We start from the raw sequence: 17,883 nt of genomic DNA, 5'->3' as shown, positions 1-17,883 counted from the left end.
GCTGCGGGTATGAGCGGTGAGCGGTCGCGGCCGGCTTCAAAACCAGCTTTGTCGCCGTCGCGGGCGGCCGACTTCAAACAGTGCCCGCTGCTGTATCGCTTCCGGGCGATCGACCGGCTGCCCGAGCCGCCGTCCACCGCGCAACTGCGGGGGTCGCTGGTGCACGCCGCGCTGGAACGGCTCTACGGTCTGCCGGCGCCGCAACGCGTCCCCGACACCGCCCGCGCACTGGTGGGCCCGGCGTGGGAGCAGCTGCTAGCCGAGGAACCCACGCTGGCCGCCGAATTGGACGCGGCACAGCTGGCCGAACTGCTGGACGAAGCCCGCGCGTTACTGTCGGGCTATTACCGGCTGGAGGATCCGACGCGGTTCGATCCGCAAAGTTGCGAGCAGCGGGTCGAGGTCGAACTGGCCGACGGGACGCTGCTGCGCGGGTTCATCGACCGGATCGACGTCGCGCCCACCGGCGAGCTGCGGGTGGTGGATTACAAGACCGGTAAGGCGCCACCGGAAGCCCGTGCGCTTGCCGAGTTCAAGGCGCTGTTCCAGATGAAGTTCTATGCGGTGGCGCTGTTGCGCTCACGGGGTGTGCTGCCCACCCGGCTGCGCCTGGTCTACCTGGCCGACGGGCAGCTGCTGGACTACTCCCCCGACGAAGACGAGCTGCTGCGCTTCGAGAAGACGCTGATCGCGATCTGGCGGGCAATCCAATCCGCTGGCGCCACAGGCGATTTCCGGCCACGCCCGTCGCGGCTGTGCGACTGGTGCCCACACCAGGCGCACTGCCCGGTCTACGGCGGAACGCCGCCGCCCTACCCGGGCTGGCCGGATCATCCCGACGAGGGCGATCCCGACGCCGTTCTGCATCGCGCGGATCCGGCGGCGTGATCGGTTGCCACTACCGTCGGCTCGGCGCCGACGGCGAGGTCGTGCAGTTTGAATCCACCGACTTCACGCGCAGCAACTGGGCGGCCGATCTTCAGCACGGCTCACCGCCGCTGGCGCTGCTGACCAAAGCGATCGAAGAACGGCTGACGGGTTCGCCGCTGCGGATCGGCCGGCTGTGTCTCGACATCCTCGGGGTCATTCCGGTGGCGCCCGTTTCGGTGCGGGCCTGGGTCGAGCGGCCCGGCAAGCGAATCTCGTTGCTGGCGGCCGAAATGCGGCACGGCGACCGCGCGGTGGCGCGACTCGGCGCGTGGGCGCTAGCCACCACCGACACCGCCGACGTGGCCACCGACCGCTACCCGCCGATAGTGGAAGGCCCAGCCAAACCGCAGCCGTCGTATTGGTGGAACGTCGGCGGATATCTGAAGTCCATCGATTGGCGCCCGCAACCAGACGACCCGACCGGCGCGGCGGTGTGGTGGCTGCGCCCACTGGTACATGTGGTGGACAGCGAGGACGCCACGCCGCTGCAGAACTTGGCCATGGTCGTCGACTCCGCCAACGGCGTCGGCGCTGCCCTGCACCCGGAGCGGTTCACGTTCATGAACACCGATACTGTGGTGCATCTGCATCGGGTCCCGCACGGCAGTGATTTTGCGTTGCGGGCGCGCGGCTCGATCGGACCCGACGGGATCGGGGTGACCACTGCGGAGATCTTCGACCGCAACGGTTTTGTCGGGACGTCGGCGCAAACGCTTCTGGTGCAACGTCGTTGACTACTCCAGCGGCGACATCTCCTGCAGCATCGTGGGTATCAGCTCGCTGACCGTCGGATGAATGTGCATGGTGCGCGACAAGGTGGTGTAGGGCGCCTTTGCGGACATCACATCGAGGATGGCGTGGATGATCTCGTCGCCGCCGACGCCGAGGATGGCCGCTCCCAGAATCTGTTTCGTGTCGGCGTCGACGAGGACTTTCATAAAGCCTTGTGTCTCACCCTTTTCCACCGCCCTGCCGACTCGGGTCATCGGCCGCTGGCCGATCAGCGCCGGCCGGCCCGACGCGCGCACCTGCTCGACGCTCATGCCGGCGCGGCCCAGCGGCGGGTCGATGTAGAGCGCATAGGTGGGGATGCGGTCGCTGACCCGGCGCGGGTCGCCGTCGAGCAAATTGGCCGCGACGATCTCGAAATCGTTGTAGGAGGTGTGGGTGAACGCGCCTTTGCCGTTGCAGTCGCCCATCGCCCAGATGTGATCCACATTAGTCTTGAGCTGGTCGTCGACGGTGATGTATCCGCGGGCGTCGGTCTGCACGCCGGCATGCTCGAGGCCGAGGTCGTCGGTGTTGGGCCGTCGCCCCACGGCGACCAGTAGATGGCTGCCGGTGACCGGTTGTGCATCGGCCCGCGGCGTCAGCTCAAAACCGGTGTCCAGCTTGGTGATCCGGATGTCGTCGGCGTTGACGACGACGTCGATGCCTTCGTTTTCCAGGATCGACCGGATGGCGGCGGAGACGTCGTCGTCCTCGCGCGACGCCAGTCGCGGGCCCTTCTCGATAACCGTCACCGCGGCGCCGAACCGGCGGTACATCTGCGCGAATTCGAGCGCGATGTAGCTGCCCCCGATGATCACCAGATGGTCCGGCAACACATCGAGTTCGAGGATCGAGGTGTTGGTGAGGAATTCGACGTCGGAAAGCCCGGCGATGTCCGGGACGACAGCACGGCCGCCGAGGTTGAGAAAGATGCGGTCTGCGTGCAGCAGTTCATCGCCGACCCGCAGCGTGTGCGGATCGGTGAAGCGGGCGTGGCCGCGAATGACCGTGCAGCCGTGCATACCGGCTAGCCAGTCCTCGACACCTTTGCGGTCCTTGAGCATGATGTCGTCTTTGCGCGCTTTGACTAATCCCATGTCCACGCTGACCGATCCGGTGCCGACGCCGTAGTCGGCTCCGCGGCGGGCCAGGTGGGCCGCATGCGCGCTGGCCACCAACGTCTTGGTGGGAATGCAGCCGGTGTTGACGCAGGTGCCGCCGATCAGTTTTCGCTCCACTACCGCGACACGGTGTCCGGCCTCAGTCAGCCGGCCTGCCAGCGGCGGTCCGGCCTGGCCGGCGCCCACCACAATTGCGTCGAAATGGCTTGTCACAGCACGGCTGTCGTCACCGCGATGGCGAATCCGCCGAGTACCGCGACCGTGTCTTCGAGCAGTGCGATCGGCAGGTCGTGACCGTGCGCGGTGCCCAGCCTGGTGCGGGCTTCATAGCCGCCGAGAGTGCCAAGGACTGCGCCGACCGCGCCGGCGCCGAGCGAACTCCACCGATAACCCCATGCCGTGCCGATGACGGCACCGGCGAACGCGCCCAAGACAATCCGGGCGACGAACCCAATCGCGGCGGTGCGGCTCGGTGTCGCCGGAAGCTTGTCGGCGACCAGTTCGAGGATCGCCAAAATGGTCAGCACCGCGACGGTCACCGGATGGCCGACCCACGAGGCCCACGTCCCGTCCATGTTGATCCAGTCGAGCAGCGCCGCCCATGCGACCACAGCGGGGGCTGTCAGCGAACGCAACCCGGCGACGACGCCGATCAGCAGAGCGAGTACCAGGACAAGGACGTGGGTCGTCATGGCGAGGACGCTAGCATCCGCCGAGATCAGAATCGGCAGAACCGGATGTCGGAGGCCAGGATCGCCTTGGCCCCGATCGCGGCGAGCTCGTCCATGATCGCGTTGACGTCGCGGCGTGGCACCAGCGCCCGAACCGCCACCCAATCCGGGTCGGCCAGCGGGGCGATCGTCGGCGACTCCAGGCCCGGCGTGATCGACGTGGCGTTGTCCAGGACAGAACGCGGGCAGTCGTAGTCCAGCATCAGATACTGCTGACCGAACACCACGCCCTGCACCCGGGCCACCAGCTGGTCGCGGGCGGGATTGGGATGCTCGGCGGCGTCGGCTCGCTCGATCAGCACCGCCTCCGAATCACACAGCGGCTCACCGAAGGCCGCCAGGTCGTGCAGGCTCAGGGTTCGTCCGGAGCCCACCACGTCGGCGATCGCATCGGCCACACCCAGTTGCACGGAGATCTCCACCGCGCCGTCGAGGCGGATCACGGTGGCTTCGATTCCCTTGGTGGCCAGATCTTTTCGTACCAGGTTCGGGTAGGCGGTGGCGATCCGCCGGCCGGCCAGATCGGCCGTGGTCCAGTCCCGGCCGGCGGGCGCGGCGTAACGGAAACTCGACGAGCCGAAGCCCAGCGACAGGCGTTCGGCCACCGGCGCCTCGGACTCACGAGCCAAATCCCGTCCGGTGATCCCGAAGTCGAGATCCCCCGACCCGACATAGATCGCGATGTCCTTGGGGCGCAGGAAGAAGAACTCGACGTTGTTCACCGGGTCGAGGACGGTCAGGTCCTTGGGATCGGTGCGACGACGGTATCCGGCCTCGGCGAGGATCTCGGCGGCCGGCTCACTGAGTGCCCCCTTGTTGGGAACGGCGACGCGCAGCATCTACAGCTTCCGATACACGTCGTCGAGCGAGAGCCCGCGCGCGATCATCAGCACCTGCGTCCAGTAGAGCAATTGGCTGATCTCCTCGGCGAGGGCGTCGTCGGGTTCGTGTTCGGCCGCCAGCCAGACTTCGCCGGCCTCTTCGAGGATCTTCTTGCCGATGGCGTGCACCCCGCTGTCCAGCGCGGCCACCGTGCTGCTGCCGGGCGGCCTGACGCGGGCGCGCTCGCCGAGTACGGCGAACAGATCGTCGAAGGTCTTCACGGCCAGCGATTGTTTCATGCGGCGCTCAGCAAAGTCACGGCAGTTTCAGTTGTGCTCGTGCAAGGCGTCGGCGTGCATGTCTTCTAAGGCCACGCCGTTGGTTTCGCGGACCCATCGCCACACGAACACGAACGACAGCACCGCGCACAGCGTGTAGAAGCCGTAGGCGAAGCCGAGCATGTGCCGCAGCGCCGGGAAAGTCACGGCGATGGTGGCGTTGGTGATCCACTGCGCGGTGGCCGCCAGTCCCGCCGCGGCGGCCCGGATGCGGTTGGGGAACATCTCGCCCAGCAGCACCCACAGGATCGGCCCCCACGACACGCCGAACGCGACCACGAAGAGGTTCGCGGCGATCAGCGCGATCACTGCGGAAGCGCCGGCGAGATGCGGCTTGCCGCCGACGACCGGCGCGCTGGCGAAGATCACGGTCAGTGTGGCCAGCATCACGGCCATGCCCGCCGAACCGCCCAGCAGCAGCGGCTTGCGGCCGACCTTGTCGATCAACGCGATCGCGATCAGGGTGATGATCACGTTGACCACCGAGGTGGCCAGGGCGATCGTGAACGACCAGCCTTCGCCGAATCCCACGTGCTCCCAGAGCACATCGGAGTAGAAGAAGATCACCGTGATGCCGACGAGCTGCTGAAAGCACGCCACACCCAGGCCCACCCACACGATGCCGTAGAGGCCGCCGGTCGGCTTGCGCAGGTCACGCCAGGACGGCGGTGTTTCGCGCTGCAGCGTGTCGACGATCCGGGTCACGGTGGGCTCCACGTCACGTTCGTCGAGCAGCCCGCAGAGCACTCGACGGGCTTCCGGAATCCGATGGGAGGCAATGAGGTAGCGCGGTGACTCGGGGATCGTGAAGGCCAGCACGCCGTAGACGACGGCCGGCACCATCTCCCCGAGGAATGTCCAGCGCCAGGCGGCCATGCCCAGCCACAGTTCGCCGCGAGAGCCGCCCGCGATGTGAAACGGCAGCCAGTTCACCGCCAGCGACAGAAAGATGCCCAACACGATCGCGAGTTGCTGCAACGAGCCGAGCCTGCCGCGGATGTCCGGTGGCGATATCTCGGCGATGTACGCCGGTCCGATCACGGACGCGACGCCGACGCCGAGACCGCCCACGACGTGGAAGGCGATGAACATCCAGATGCTGCTCGCCAGCCCGGTGCCCAGCCCGCAGGCGAAGAACAGCGCGGCGGCCAGCCGCATCATCGCCAGGCGGCCGGTGCGGTCGGCGATGCGTCCGGCGGTCGTCGCTCCCACTGCGGCCCCGAGCAGTCCCGAGGCAGCCGCGAAGCCGAGGACGGCGTTGCCGATCTGGAAGTCGGCCTGCAGCGCTCTCACTGCGCCGTTGGTCACCGAAACGTCGTAGCCGAACAGCAGCCCGCCGATCGCGGCCGCCGACGCAAATCGAACAGCACGGACGGTCACGTCATTTCTCACGAGGTTCCAACGTACGGTGTGGCATGAACTTCTCCGAGATCGAGGTCGCCGTCGACGGTGCCCGGGCGGCTATCACGCTGAACCGGCCGGACAAGCTGAACCCGCTTTCCACCACCACCCTGACCGAGCTGGTGGAGGCCGCGCGCCACCTCGACGCCCGGCCCGGAGTGAAGGTGGTGGTGATCTCCGGGCGGGGCCGGGCGTTCAGCGCCGGAGCCGATCTCGCGTCGTTCGCCGCCGAGGGTGGCCCGCCGCCGCGTGAGGCGGCCGACGCCGGACGGCGGATGGCCGATGCGATCGAGGCGATGCGGGCGGTGACCGTCGCCCGGATCCACGGCCACTGCGTCGGCGGCGCGGTGGTGCTGGCCGCGGCCTGCGATCTGCGGATCGCCGCGGACGACGCCCGCTTCTCCATTCCCGAGGTCGACCTGGGCATCCCGCTGGCCTGGGGCGGGATCCCCCGGCTGGTGCGCGAGGTCGGCCCGGCCCGGACCAAGGAGCTGGTGATGACGTGCCGACCGTTCGGCGCCGCGGAGGCGTTGACGGCGGGCTTCCTGAACAGCGTGGTTCCCGCCGCCGAGCTCGACGCAGCGGTCGACGAGCTGGTCGGCGTGCTGGTCGACAAGTCGGCGCTGACCCTGACCGCGACCAAGCGGCACACGAACGCGGTCACCGAAGGCATGGTCGGCACCGCCCGCGCCTGGAACGACGCCGACTCGCTGGTGACCGCGCTGGGTGATCCCGAATCGCGTGCCGCCGCGGAGGCGTATCTGAGGCGTCTGGGCCGCGGCTAGCGCTCGGCGACGACGCCGAACAGCGGATCGGTGGCAAGCAGCCGGTGGAACGCGGCGCCGCGGTAGCCGGCGTCGGTGAGCGCGTGGACGAGTTCGGTGCGCTCTGGCAGCGGCCAACAGCCCGCCGTCGCACGCAGGACAAGATCCAATTCCGTTGCGGAGAGCGAATTTCCGGCGAACATCGAGGTCAGTACCAGCCGGCCGGTTGGCGTAAGGCGTCCTCGCAGATCCGCAAGCAAGGTGCGCCACTCTGCTGGCGGGAAGTAGTAGATGTTGTTGTGCAGGGTGATCAGGTCGAACGGGCCGTCGAGCTCCGCGAGGTTCGAGTCACGAATGTCCGCATGCAGAACCCTGCATCGGCCGGCTAGTCCCCACGCCGCCAGGTTGCCCGACGCAAGCGCGACGACGCGTTCCGATAGGTCGATGGCGACCGCCGACAGCTGCGGGCACGCCTCTGCCGCGTGTCGAACGTATATGCCTGTGCCGCAACCGATTTCCAGCATTGCTTGAGCGGACCCGCCTTCGACGACTCGGCGGACGAAGCGGGCGATGAAGGGTTCGACCAGCCGTGAACCCCGTGCGACCACCTCGTCGTATTCGTCGAGGTATGGGCCACGTTCGCCGGACTGTAGCCGCGCCGGCAGGTCGCGATAGACATCGCCGCGGTAGTCCGCCAGCTCCGCGGTGAACCCGCGGAGACCCTCGCCGTCGCGCGACGCCAAAGCGCGAATTCGGTTGCCTTTGAGGCGATAACGGCCCTTGCGGCATCGCAGTTCCCCGATCGCGACACCGACGTCGAGCAATCCCGTGAGCAAGCCGACGTCGGCGATGCCCAGGCTCTGTTTGAGCTCGTCGACGGTCGCCGGCTTCCGCAGTGCCGCAATCAAACCGATTCGCTCGGCCGCGCCGAGAAAGCGAATGCGACTGAGCCCACGTGAGTCGGCGAGCAGCCCCAACGTGGCGCGCAGATTCTTCACCGCCTCCGTCGGGGGAAGCCACCACGGTGCCTGCATGCCGCTCCTCCTATGGTGGCGACCCGCCGCGCCCGGCTGCGCCGAGCTTGCGATCGCCACGGCCAGCCTCAGTCCTCCGGGTTGTAGGCGAGATTGGAGCTCAGCCAGCGCTCGGCTTCCTTGAGGGTCCAGCCCTTGCGCTTCGCGTAGTCGGCGACCTGGTCCTGGGCCATCCTGCCGACCACGAAGTACTGCGACTGCGGGTGCGAGAAGTACCACCCGCTGACGGCGGCGCCGGGCCACATCGCCATCGACTCGGTCAACTCGATACCGGTGCGCTCATGGACGTCCATCAACTTCCACAGCGTCGCCTTCTCGGTGTGCTCCGGGCAGGCCGGGTAGCCGGGTGCAGGGCGGATTCCCACGTACTTCTCGTCGATCAGTGCGTCGTTGTCCAGCTGCTCGTCCGGCTGGTATCCCCAGAACTCCTTGCGGACCCGTTGGTGCATCCGTTCGGCGAACGCCTCTGCCAGCCGGTCGGCGATCGACTCCAGCAGGATCGCGCTGTAGTCGTCGAGGGCGGCCTTGAACTCCGCGATCTTCTCGCCGCTGCCGAGCCCCGCGGTGACGGCGAACGCGCCGACGTAGTCCGCCAGACCCGTTTCTTTGGGGGCGACGTAGTCGCCCAGCGAGCGGTTGGGGATGCCTTCCCGGTGCTCGCCTTGCTGGCGCAGGTTGTGCAACGTGGTCAGCACCTCGGTGCGGGTGTCGTCGGTGTAGACCTCGATGTCTTCAAAACCCGGGCCGACGGCGTTCGCCGGGAAGAACCCGATCACCGCGTTGGCAGTCAGCCACTTCTCCTTGATCAGGGTGTCCAGCATCTCCTGGGCGTCGTCGTACAGCTTGCGGGCAGCCTCGCCCGTGGCGGGGTTGTTGAGGATGTCGGGGAAGCGGCCCTTCATCTCCCAGGCATTGAAGAACGGCTGCCAGTCGATGTATTCGCGCAACTCGGCAAGGTCGTAATCGTGAAACTCCCGCACGCCGAGACCCTGGGCGGGCACCGGCGGCGTGTAGCCGTCCCACTCGATCGGCGTCCGGTTGGCGCGGGCTTTTTCCAGCGTCAGCATCGGCCGCTCGTTCTTTTGCGAGTGCCGTTCGCGCAGCGATGCGTAGTCCTTCTCGGTGGCCTCCAGCAGGGCCGGACGCTGCTTGTCGTCGAGGAGCGCCGCGGCGACCGGCACCGAGCGGGAGGCGTCTTTGACCCAGACCACCGGACCGCTGCGCCGCGGCGATATCTTCACGGCCGTGTGCGCGCGCGAGGTGGTCGCGCCACCGATCAGCAGCGGGATCTGCAGACCCTCGCGTTCCATCTCGGCGGCGAAGTTGGACATCTCGTCCAGCGACGGGGTGATCAGGCCGGACAGGCCGATCATGTCGGCGTCGTGCTCGTTCGCCGCGGCGAGGATCTTCTCGGCGGGCACCATCACCCCGAGGTCGATCACTTCGAAGTTGTTGCACTGCAACACAACTCCGACGATGTTCTTGCCGATGTCGTGGACGTCGCCCTTCACGGTCGCCATCACGATGGTGCCGTTGGTGTCCTTGGAGTCACCCGGCTGCTTCTCCGCCTCGATGAACGGCAGCAGGTACGCGACGGCCTTCTTCATCACCCGGGCCGACTTCACCACCTGGGGCAAAAACATCTTGCCCGAGCCGAACAGGTCGCCGACGACGTTCATGCCGTCCATCAGCGGGCCCTCGATCACCTCGATCGGGCGGCCACCCGCCGCGGAGATCTCGGCCCGCAGCTCCTCGGTGTCCTCGTCGACGTGGGCGTCGATCCCCTTGACCAGGGCGTGCGTAATCCGCTCGCGCACCGGGAGACCGCGCCACTCGGCGGCAGCCGCGTCGTCAGACTTCTCCGACTTGTTGAACCGCTCGGCGATCTCCAGCAGCCGTTCGGCCGCGTCCTCGCGGCGGTTCAGCACGACGTCCTCGATGCGCTCGCGCAATTCGGGGTCGATCGAGTCGTAGGGCACCAGCGCGCCCGCGTTGACGATGCCCATGTCCAGGCCCGCCTTGATGGCGTGGAACAGGAACACCGCGTGGATGGCCTCGCGGACGGGGTTGTTGCCGCGGAACGAGAACGACACGTTGGAGATGCCGCCGGAGATGTGCACTCCCGGAAGGTTTTCCTTGATCCAGGCGCAGGCCTCGATGAAGTCGATCCCGTAGGTTGCGTGCTCCTCGATACCGGTTGCCAGCGCGAAGCAGTTCGGGTCGAAGATGATGTCCTCGGGCGGGAAGCCGACCTCTTCGGTCAGGATCCGGTAGGCACGCCCGCAGATCTGCTTGCGGCGTTCCAGGTTGTCGGCTTGGCCCTGCTCGTCGAAGGCCATCACGACGACGGCGGTGCCGTACTTGCGGCACAGCCGGGCTTCGCGGATGAACTTCTCCTCGCCCTCCTTCAGGGAGATCGAGTTGACAATCGGCTTGCCCTGCACGTTCTTCAGGCCCGCCTCGATGACCTCCCACTTGGAGGAGTCGATCATCACCGGGACGCGGCTGATGTCCGGCTCGGCGGCGACGAGCTTGGTGAACCGGTCCATCGCGGCGACGCCGTCGATCATGCCCTCGTCCATGTTGATGTCGATGACCTGCGCACCGGCCTCGACCTGCTGCAGGGCGACCGACAGCGCGGTGTCGTAGTCCTCGGCCTTGATCAGGTTGCGGAACCGGGCTGAGCCGGTGATGTTGGTGCGCTCACCGATGTTCACGAACAGGGAGTCGTCGGTGATGTTGAGCGGCTCCAGGCCTGAAAGCCGGGTGGCCACATCGATTTTCGGCACCTCGCGCGGCGGCTTGCCCTCGACGACCTTGGCGATCTCGGCGATGTGCGGAGGCGCGGTTCCGCAGCAACCGCCGACGATGTTGACCAGCCCGGCCTCGGCGAAGTCGGCGATGTAGCCGGCCTGACGCTCCGGGGTCTCGTCGTACTCGCCGAAGGCGTTGGGCAGCCCGGCATTTGGATAGCAGGAGACGAAAGTGTCTGCGATCCGCGACATCTCGGCGATGTACGGCCTCATCTCCGGCGCGCCCAGGGCGCAGTTGAGGCCGACCGCGATCGGTTTGGCGTGCCGGATCGAGTTCCAGAACGCCTCGGTGACCTGACCCGACAACGTCCGCCCCGAGGCGTCGGTGATGGTGCCCGAGATGATGACCGGCCAGCGGCGTCCGCGGTCCTCGAACAGCGTCTCGACGGCGAACACCGCCGCCTTGGCGTTCAGCGAGTCGAAGATCGTCTCGATGATGAGCAGGTCGGCGCCGCCGTCGACCAGGCCGTTGGCAGCCTCCAGGTAGGCGGCGACCAGCTGGTCGTAGGAGACGTTGCGGGCTCCGGGGTCGTTGACGTCCGGCGAGATCGACGCGGTGCGCGTCGTCGGCCCGATTGCGCCGGCGACGTACCGGGGCTTCTCCGGGGTGCTGTACTCGTCGGCGGCCTTGCGGGCCAGGGCGGCGCCGGCGTAGTTGAGTTCGTAGGCCAGGTCGGCCATGTCGTAGTCGGAGAGCGAGATCGCGTTCGCGTTGAACGTGTTGGTTTCCAGGATGTCGGCGCCCGCCTCGAGGTACTCGCGGTGGATCCCCTCGATGATCTGCGGCTGCGTCAGGGTGAGCAGGTCGTTGTTGCCCTGAAGAGCGGTCGGCCATTCGGTGAACCGGTCGCCGCGGTAGCCGGCCTCGTCGGGCCGGTCCCGCTGGATCGCCGTGCCCATCGCACCGTCGATCACGATGATCCGCTGGCGCAGAGCAGCCGTCAGTTCGTCGGTGCAGTCAGGGCGGATGTTCGGCGCGAAATTGTTCACGTACGTTCCTTCCGTAGCGGAAGGCGTCCTTGACTCTGCCGAGCGTGGCGGATACCCGTATCCGTTGCAACGCCTCTCGGCGGTGAAAGTCTACGTCGGCACCCGACGCCTGGACGCCCCAGCTCAGCTCGACCCGGTGGAAGTCATCCCCACAAGCATAGCTCGTCTATCAATTTGGGTCGGTTTGTCGCCACGTCGCCAGCTTCCCACAGGCTTTAGGCTGAGTTCGTGACCTCGCCGGATACCAGCGACAGGCTGCCCGAACTGCACAACACGATCGTCGTGGCCGCGTTCGAGGGCTGGAACGACGCCGGCGACGCGGCCAGCGATGCCCTCGAGCATCTGGACGCGATCTGGGAGGCCGAGCCCATCGTCGAGATCGACGACGAGGCCTACTACGACTACCAGGTCAACCGGCCGGTGATCCGCCAGGTCGACGGCGTCACCCGGGAGCTGGTGTGGCCGTCGATGCGAATCTCGCACTGCCGCCCGCCCGGCAGTGACCGCGACATCGTGCTGATGAACGGCGTGGAGCCCAACATGCGCTGGCGCACGTTCTGCGCCGAGCTGCTGGCCGTCGCAGACAAGCTCAACGTCGACACCGTGGTGATCCTGGGCGCATTGCTGGCCGACACGCCGCACACCCGGCCGGTGCCGGTGTCCGGCGCGGCCTACTCGCCGGAGTCGGCGCTGCGCTTCGGGCTGCAGGAAACCCGCTACGAGGGGCCGACGGGCATCGCCGGGGTGTTCCAGGACGCGTGCGTTGCCGCGGGGATCCCGGCGGTGACGTTCTGGGCGGCGGTGCCACACTACGTGTCGCAGCCGCCCAACCCGAAGGCGACGATGGCGCTGCTGCGCCGCGTCGAGGATGTGCTCGACATCGAGGTGCCCCTGGGCGATCTGCCGGCGCAGGCCGAGGAGTGGGAGCAGGCCGTCAGCGAGATGACGTCCGAGGACGACGAGATCGCCGAGTACGTGACCTCCTTGGAGCAGCGCGGCGACGCCGAGGTCGACATGCACGAGGCACTCGGCAAGATCGACGGCGACGCGCTGGCGGCCGAGTTCGAGCGCTACCTGCGGCGCCGACGTCCGGGCTACGGGCGCTAGTAGCAATTTGCGGCGACTCGACAAGATGAGGCATGGCCCGGTGATGTCCAGCCGCAGCGATCCGGTCGCGCCGCTGTGGCGGGCGGCGCAGGTCTTTCGTCTGCTGAGCTGCCTGTATGCGTTGGGGTTTCAGGTCGCGGTCAATGCCGATTTGCGCCGGCCCGCGCTGGCGTGGGCGTTGTGCGCGGTTCTACTCGGGTTCAGCGTGGTGTGCGCGGTCGCTTATCTGCGGGGGTTTGGGCGGCGGCCGGCGTGGGTGCTCGCCGAGATCGTGGTCGTGGTCTTGTTGATGTGCTCGAACAGGGTTGTGGCGTCGGCGCAGTGGGCGTCGGACAACCAGACGTGGCCCACGACGTTGTGGGCGACCAATCCGACGATTTCTGCAGCGTTGCTGTTCGGCCCTGCCGGCGGCATGGTGACGGGAATGGCCGTGATGGCAACCAATTTCGCCGTCAAAAATTACTTCACCCTGGACATGAGCCATAACGCCACCCTCATTGTCGAGATCGCGCTCGGGTTGGCCATCGGCATGGCCGCACAGACTGCTCGACGCGCCCACGAGGAGCTGCAGCAGGCGATCCGGCTGTCGGTCGCGGTCGAGGAACGCGAACGCCTGTCGCGTCATGTTCATGACGGTGTAATCCAGGTGCTGGCGCTGGTATCCAAGCGTGGCCGCGAGATCGGCGGCGACGCCGCCGATCTCGCGGATTTGGCGGGTGAACAGGAACGGGCGTTGCGCCGGCTGGTGGCCTCGGCGGACTTGCCGCGCGACGGCGACGCGACAACGGTCGACATCCGCACCCTGTTGACCCGCAGGCAAGACGAGCGGGTGTCGATCAGCTTGCCGGCCACGCCGGTGCCGCTGGTGCGGCATGTGGCCGACGAGCTCGACGCGGCGGTCGGCAACGCGCTGGACAACGTGCGCTTTCATGCGGGTCCGGATGCCCGGGCGTTCGTGCTGCTGGAGGATCTGGGGGACGCGGTGACGGTCAGTGTCCGCGACGACGGGGTGGGCATCCCGGCCGGCCGACTCGACGAGGCGGTCCGGCAAGGACATGTGGGGATCTCGAAATCCATCGTGGGACGCCTGGCCGCGCTGGGCGGCAGCGCGCAGCTGAGCACCGATGTCGGCGCAGGGACCGAATGGGAGCTCACGGTCCCACGGGCGGAGCGACATGGTGGCTGAACAGGCGTCGTTGACGGTGATGGTGGTCGACGACCATCCGATCTGGCGCGATGCGGTCGCCCGCGATCTCGCCGAGGGCGGCTTCACCGTGGTCGCGACCGCCGACGGCGTGGCCTCGGCGCGGCGGCGCGCCGCGGTGGTCAAACCCGACGTTGTACTGATGGACATGCGGCTCGCCGACGGCGACGGCGTCCAAGCCACCACCGCGGTGCTCGAGGTCTCGCCGTCGTCACGGGTGCTGGTGCTGTCGGCCTCCGACGAGCGTGACGATGTCTTGCAGGCAGTGAAGGCCGGCGCGCTGGGGTATCTGGTCAAGAGCGCCTCGAGCGCCGAGCTCGCGCAGGCGGTGCGCGCCACCGCGGCGGGCCGGGCGGTGTTCACTCCCGGTTTGGCGGGGCTGGTGTTGGGTGAGTATCGCCGCCTGCAACGCGCTCCGCAGGCGGGCCCCGCCACTCCGGCGCTGACGGAGCGGGAGACCGAGGTGTTGCGTTTGGTGGCAAAGGGGCTGTCCGCCAAGCAGATCGCCGGCAGGCTGTCGTTGAGTCACCGCACGGTGGAAAACCATGTTCAGGCGACTTTCCGTAAGCTTCAGGTCGCTAACCGGGTGGAGTTGACCCGCTACGCCATCGAGCACGGCTTGCACGAATAGCGGGCTGAAATCAGGTAGTTCTACTCATCCATTTCGATCGGTTGCCCGCGATCGTGGCAGCTATGACCGATCCGCATGTCGTTATCACCCGATTGTCTGCTGATTTCGAGTCGATCTCGCGGCAGATGTCACGAGTCTCGACGGGCCTGGCCGAACTCGACCGCTACTTCGCGTCGTGGGCGGCGGCGACGTGGCCCGTCCCGGCGCAACCCGGACCCACATCGCCGTCGCACGCTGCCCGGCCGGCGCAGGCGCAGCGCAGCGAACCACCACCGCCGCCGGGCTGGCTGCCGCCGCGCACCCGCAGGCCGCGGGAGCGGCGGGAGTGGCAGCTGCCGGATTCGGGCGTGATCGGCAAGATCCTGGCCGTCGCCGGGGTGGCCGTCACGTTGGTCGGCGTCGTGCTGCTGCTGGTTTTGGCCGCCAAAGCCGGCCTGCTGCGCCCGCAGATCCGGGTGGCCGGCGGCGCAGCGCTGGCCGTCGCCCTCGTTGCGGTCGGGGCCCGGCTGGCCGGCCGGCCGGGTGGGCGCGTCGGCGCGATCGCGCTGGCCGCCACCGGTATTGCCACCGGCTACCTCGACGTCATCGCCGTGACCACGATCTACCGCTGGGTGCCGGCCGCGGCCGGGCTGGCGATCGCCGCCGCCGTGGGCGGTGCCGGCCTGGCTTTGGCGCGGCGGTGGGACTCCGAACATCTCGGATTGCTGGTAGTCGTCCCGTTGATCGGCCTGGCGCCCGCCATCACGCACGGCGTCGATCTCATGGTCATCGGTTTCATGCTCGCCCTGTCGGTGGCGGCCCTGGCGGTGCAGTGGGGCAAGGACTGGATCTGGATGTACGCCGCGCGCATCGCCGCCCCCACCGTGCCTGCGCTGATCGCCCTTGCCACGATCGGCGCCGACGACCCGTGGCTGGTGGGCGTGGCCTGCGGCTTGGCCGCGCTGCTGGCCATCGTGTCCGGGCTCGCGCTCGCGTCCACCATCACCAACACGACCGCGCTGGCTGTTTTGGCGGCGGTGGGAACCGTGCCGGTGCTGGCCTGCGACGTGGCCGTCGACCGAGTGCTGGCCACGCTGTTGACCGCCAGCCTCGCCGCGGGCCTGCTCGCGCTCGTCGTGCTGGGCCGCGAACTGCCCCGCATCGTCGTGCAGGTCTGGTCAGTGCTGTCCGCAGCGTCGGCGCTCATCGCAGTCACCACCGCGTTCAACGGCTACCTCGAAGCGCCGGTGCTGCTGGCGATGGCCATCGTTGTCGCGGTCGCAGGCCGGCGCGACGCGATCGCCCGTTGGGTGGCAGCAGGATTCGGCTTTTTCGGCCTGGCCGCATACCTGCACTACGCCCCTCCGGGCAACCTGTTGACGGGCACCGCGGTGCCGACCTCGGTCGCGATCGCCACGCTGGTCACCAGCCTGCTGGCCATCGCCTATGTGGCGGCCATGGCGCCGGTGCACACCCTGATCGACGCACGCGATCCCGACCTCACCCGGCTGCTGGCCATCGCCGGCGCAGCGCAACTCGTCTACGCCGTCACCATGTTCACCGTGACCGCCGGCGTCCTGATCGGCGGCACCAGCGACGGGTTCCTGGCCGGGCACATGGCGGCCACGATCTGCTGGATCGCCATGGCCGCCACGCTTTTCGGCTACGCGCGCCGAGTGTCGAACCAGAAGCGGGCTATTGCGGTGATCGGCGCTCTGGCGCTGACCGCAGCAGCCACGGCCAAGCTGTTCCTGTTCGATCTGGGCACTCTCGACGGCATCTTCCGGGTGACCGCCTTCATCGTCGTGGGCCTGGTGCTGCTCGCCATGGGCACCGGTTACGCCCGCTCCCTGGCCCAGCGCGACCGCAGTCTTCAACACTGACTCACCACCGCGAAAACCGCTTCACCGAAAGGGATCTGAACACACCATGACAACTTTGACTGGACTTCCCACACCCGACGAGCTGGCGGCCGCGACCCCGGCCGGGCGCGACCGCGCACTAGACGTCATCCGCATCACCTCGCTGATCGCAGTAGTTGCCGGCCACACCGTCATGGCGATCAGCACGATCCGCGGCGGCGTGCTCATCTGGGACAACCTGCTCACCAAATCCGTTGTATTCCAAGCCTTGACATGGGTCTTCCAGATCATGCCGCTGTTCTTCTTCGCCGGCGCCGCCGCATGCCTGACGTCCTGGCAGCCCGGCACGAACTGGGGCAACTGGCTGATGACACGGTGCACGCGACTGTTCCGGCCGGTGTTCTACTACCTCGGATTCTGGGCGATCGCACTGACCGCCCTGCACCTTGTTCTGCCCCCACACGTCTATGACCCGATCGCCGGTGTCAGCACCCAGGCGCTGTGGTTCCTGGGTGCCTACGTGTTAGTGCTCGCCGCCATGCCAGCGCTGTACCGCATCACCACCACCGCCCGCGTGGCCGCCGCTGTGACCGCCGTCTACGGGGCCATCGCCGTCATCGACATCGTCCGGTTGCATTGGCCTGCCGCAACCTCGCTCGGCTATCTGAACCTCGCGGTCTGGTTGATCCCGGCCATGTTCGGCGTCGCCTACCGTCGCGGATTGCTCACCGGCCGCACCGCGCTCACCATCGCCGCCGCGATGTTCGTGGTGAACCTCGCGCTGGTGTGGTGGGGGCCCTATCAGCTGAGCATGGTCGGCACCGGCGACCATCACCTGTCCAACACCAGCCCGCCGTCGTTGCTGATGGCCGGCCATGCCATCGTCCTGAGTCTGGTGGCGATCGCCGTCGCCCCGGCGATCAGCCGGTGGGCGCAGCGGCCACGCGTGTGGTGGTGCACAGCGCTCGGCAACTCCGGAGCCATGACGCTGTACCTGTGGCATATCCCCGCACTGCTGGGCATCCATCTGCTCTTCGACGAGCTCGGCCTGCCCCGCTACCCCGGCCAGCCCCATTTCGCCGTGGTCACCGTCGCGCAGCTGCTGCTGATGGCCGCCGCCGTCGCCACTCTGTTCATCGCGCTGCGACCCTTGGAAAACAACCCGCTGCCCGGGTGGGACCGCGCCGCGCCCGTCAAGACGGCCGGGCGCGGCCTGGTGATCGGTACGCTGCTGTGCGTAGCCGGGGCCGCGACGTTGGTGTCGATCCACTGGGGCCTCAAAGATGTCGGCCTGCACTTCCAAGCCACCACCGTGACCGCGCTCATCGCCGCCCGGGCCCTCGGTTCGACGCGACCCCACATCAAGCTCTGACGCCAGCCACGGC

15 protein-coding genes are annotated in these 17,883 nt (G+C 67.8%); 8 read left to right on the top strand and 7 right to left on the bottom strand.

Features of this window, described 5'->3' with window-relative positions; genetic code table 11:
- The first annotated feature begins 9 nt into the window (after window positions 1-9).
- Both MFM001_RS15560 and MFM001_RS15555 read left to right on the top strand, forming a co-directional pair.
- Entirely contained in the window at window positions 10-888 is an 879-nt protein-coding gene (locus tag MFM001_RS15560) for a RecB family exonuclease (protein ID WP_116376186.1), read from the top strand.
- The gene (locus MFM001_RS15555) at window positions 885-1,664 is read left to right on the top strand and encodes a thioesterase family protein (RefSeq protein ID WP_116376185.1); all 780 of its coding nucleotides are present in this window, start codon (window positions 885-887) and stop codon (window positions 1,662-1,664) included. Before MFM001_RS15560 ends, MFM001_RS15555 begins: the two co-directional genes overlap by 4 nt.
- Here the strand turns inward: MFM001_RS15555 and MFM001_RS15550 are convergent, their stop codons facing one another.
- The 5 genes from MFM001_RS15550 to MFM001_RS15530 are packed head-to-tail and all read right to left on the bottom strand — an operon-like array spanning window position 1,665 to window position 6,105.
- Window positions 1,665-3,035 carry an FAD-containing oxidoreductase gene (locus MFM001_RS15550; protein ID WP_116376184.1) on the bottom strand — a complete coding sequence of 457 codons (1,371 nt, stop codon included), beginning with the start codon at window positions 3,033-3,035 and terminating at the stop codon, window positions 1,665-1,667.
- Window positions 3,032-3,514, bottom strand: a complete 483-nt coding sequence (locus MFM001_RS15545; RefSeq protein ID WP_116376183.1) for a DUF4126 family protein — start codon at window positions 3,512-3,514, stop codon at window positions 3,032-3,034. Before MFM001_RS15545 ends, MFM001_RS15550 begins: the two co-directional genes overlap by 4 nt.
- A 26-nt stretch (window positions 3,515-3,540) precedes the next feature.
- On the bottom strand, window positions 3,541-4,392 hold the full coding sequence (gene hisG / locus MFM001_RS15540) for an ATP phosphoribosyltransferase (RefSeq protein WP_116376182.1): 852 nt from the start codon (window positions 4,390-4,392) through the stop codon (window positions 3,541-3,543).
- Entirely contained in the window at window positions 4,393-4,674 is a 282-nt protein-coding gene (locus MFM001_RS15535) for a phosphoribosyl-ATP diphosphatase (RefSeq protein WP_116376181.1), read from the bottom strand.
- A 27-nt stretch (window positions 4,675-4,701) separates the two neighbouring features.
- Window positions 4,702-6,105: a sugar porter family MFS transporter gene (locus MFM001_RS15530; protein WP_116376180.1), complete on the bottom strand. Its 1,404-nt coding sequence runs from the start codon at window positions 6,103-6,105 to the stop codon at window positions 4,702-4,704.
- A 23-nt stretch (window positions 6,106-6,128) separates the two neighbouring features.
- Between MFM001_RS15530 and MFM001_RS15525 the strand changes: the two genes are divergently transcribed.
- On the top strand, window positions 6,129-6,899 hold the full coding sequence (locus MFM001_RS15525; RefSeq protein ID WP_116376179.1) for an enoyl-CoA hydratase/isomerase family protein: 771 nt from the start codon (window positions 6,129-6,131) through the stop codon (window positions 6,897-6,899).
- On the opposite strand, the gene MFM001_RS15520 is transcribed toward MFM001_RS15525, so the two are convergent.
- Window positions 6,896-7,912, bottom strand: coding sequence for a cyclopropane-fatty-acyl-phospholipid synthase family protein (locus tag MFM001_RS15520; protein ID WP_116376178.1), 1,017 nt, complete (start codon window positions 7,910-7,912; stop codon window positions 6,896-6,898). The genes MFM001_RS15525 and MFM001_RS15520 overlap by 4 nt on opposite strands.
- 68 nt (window positions 7,913-7,980) lie before the next feature.
- The gene (gene metH, locus MFM001_RS15515) at window positions 7,981-11,715 is read right to left on the bottom strand and encodes a methionine synthase (protein ID WP_116376177.1); all 3,735 of its coding nucleotides are present in this window, start codon (window positions 11,713-11,715) and stop codon (window positions 7,981-7,983) included.
- 228 nt (window positions 11,716-11,943) lie between these two features.
- On the opposite strand from metH, the gene MFM001_RS15510 reads away from it, so the two are divergent.
- The 5 genes from MFM001_RS15510 to MFM001_RS15490 all read left to right on the top strand — a co-directional run bounded on the left by MFM001_RS15510 (window position 11,944) and on the right by MFM001_RS15490 (window position 17,870).
- Complete coding sequence (locus tag MFM001_RS15510; RefSeq protein ID WP_192886958.1) at window positions 11,944-12,822, top strand: PAC2 family protein; 879 nt, start codon at window positions 11,944-11,946, stop codon at window positions 12,820-12,822.
- Window positions 12,823-12,865: 43 nt separating this feature from the next.
- Complete coding sequence (gene macS / locus MFM001_RS15505; RefSeq protein ID WP_116376176.1) at window positions 12,866-14,008, top strand: MacS family sensor histidine kinase; 1,143 nt, start codon at window positions 12,866-12,868, stop codon at window positions 14,006-14,008.
- Window positions 13,998-14,657, top strand: coding sequence for a response regulator transcription factor (locus MFM001_RS15500; protein ID WP_045379523.1), 660 nt, complete (start codon window positions 13,998-14,000; stop codon window positions 14,655-14,657). The genes macS and MFM001_RS15500 overlap by 11 nt, the downstream gene beginning before the upstream one ends.
- 62 nt (window positions 14,658-14,719) lie before the next feature.
- Window positions 14,720-16,519: a DUF2339 domain-containing protein gene (locus MFM001_RS15495; protein WP_116376175.1), complete on the top strand. Its 1,800-nt coding sequence runs from the start codon at window positions 14,720-14,722 to the stop codon at window positions 16,517-16,519.
- Window positions 16,520-16,565: 46 nt separating this feature from the next.
- Complete coding sequence (locus MFM001_RS15490) at window positions 16,566-17,870, top strand: acyltransferase (protein ID WP_116376174.1); 1,305 nt, start codon at window positions 16,566-16,568, stop codon at window positions 17,868-17,870.
- Window positions 17,871-17,883: the final 13 nt, after the last annotated feature.

The sequence above is a fragment of the Mycobacterium sp. MFM001 genome (assembly GCF_003402475.1).
Classification (GTDB): Bacteria; Actinomycetota; Actinomycetes; order Mycobacteriales; family Mycobacteriaceae; genus Mycobacterium.
Note: the sequence above shows the minus strand (reverse complement) of the source record. Positions and strands in the feature narration are given on the sequence as shown.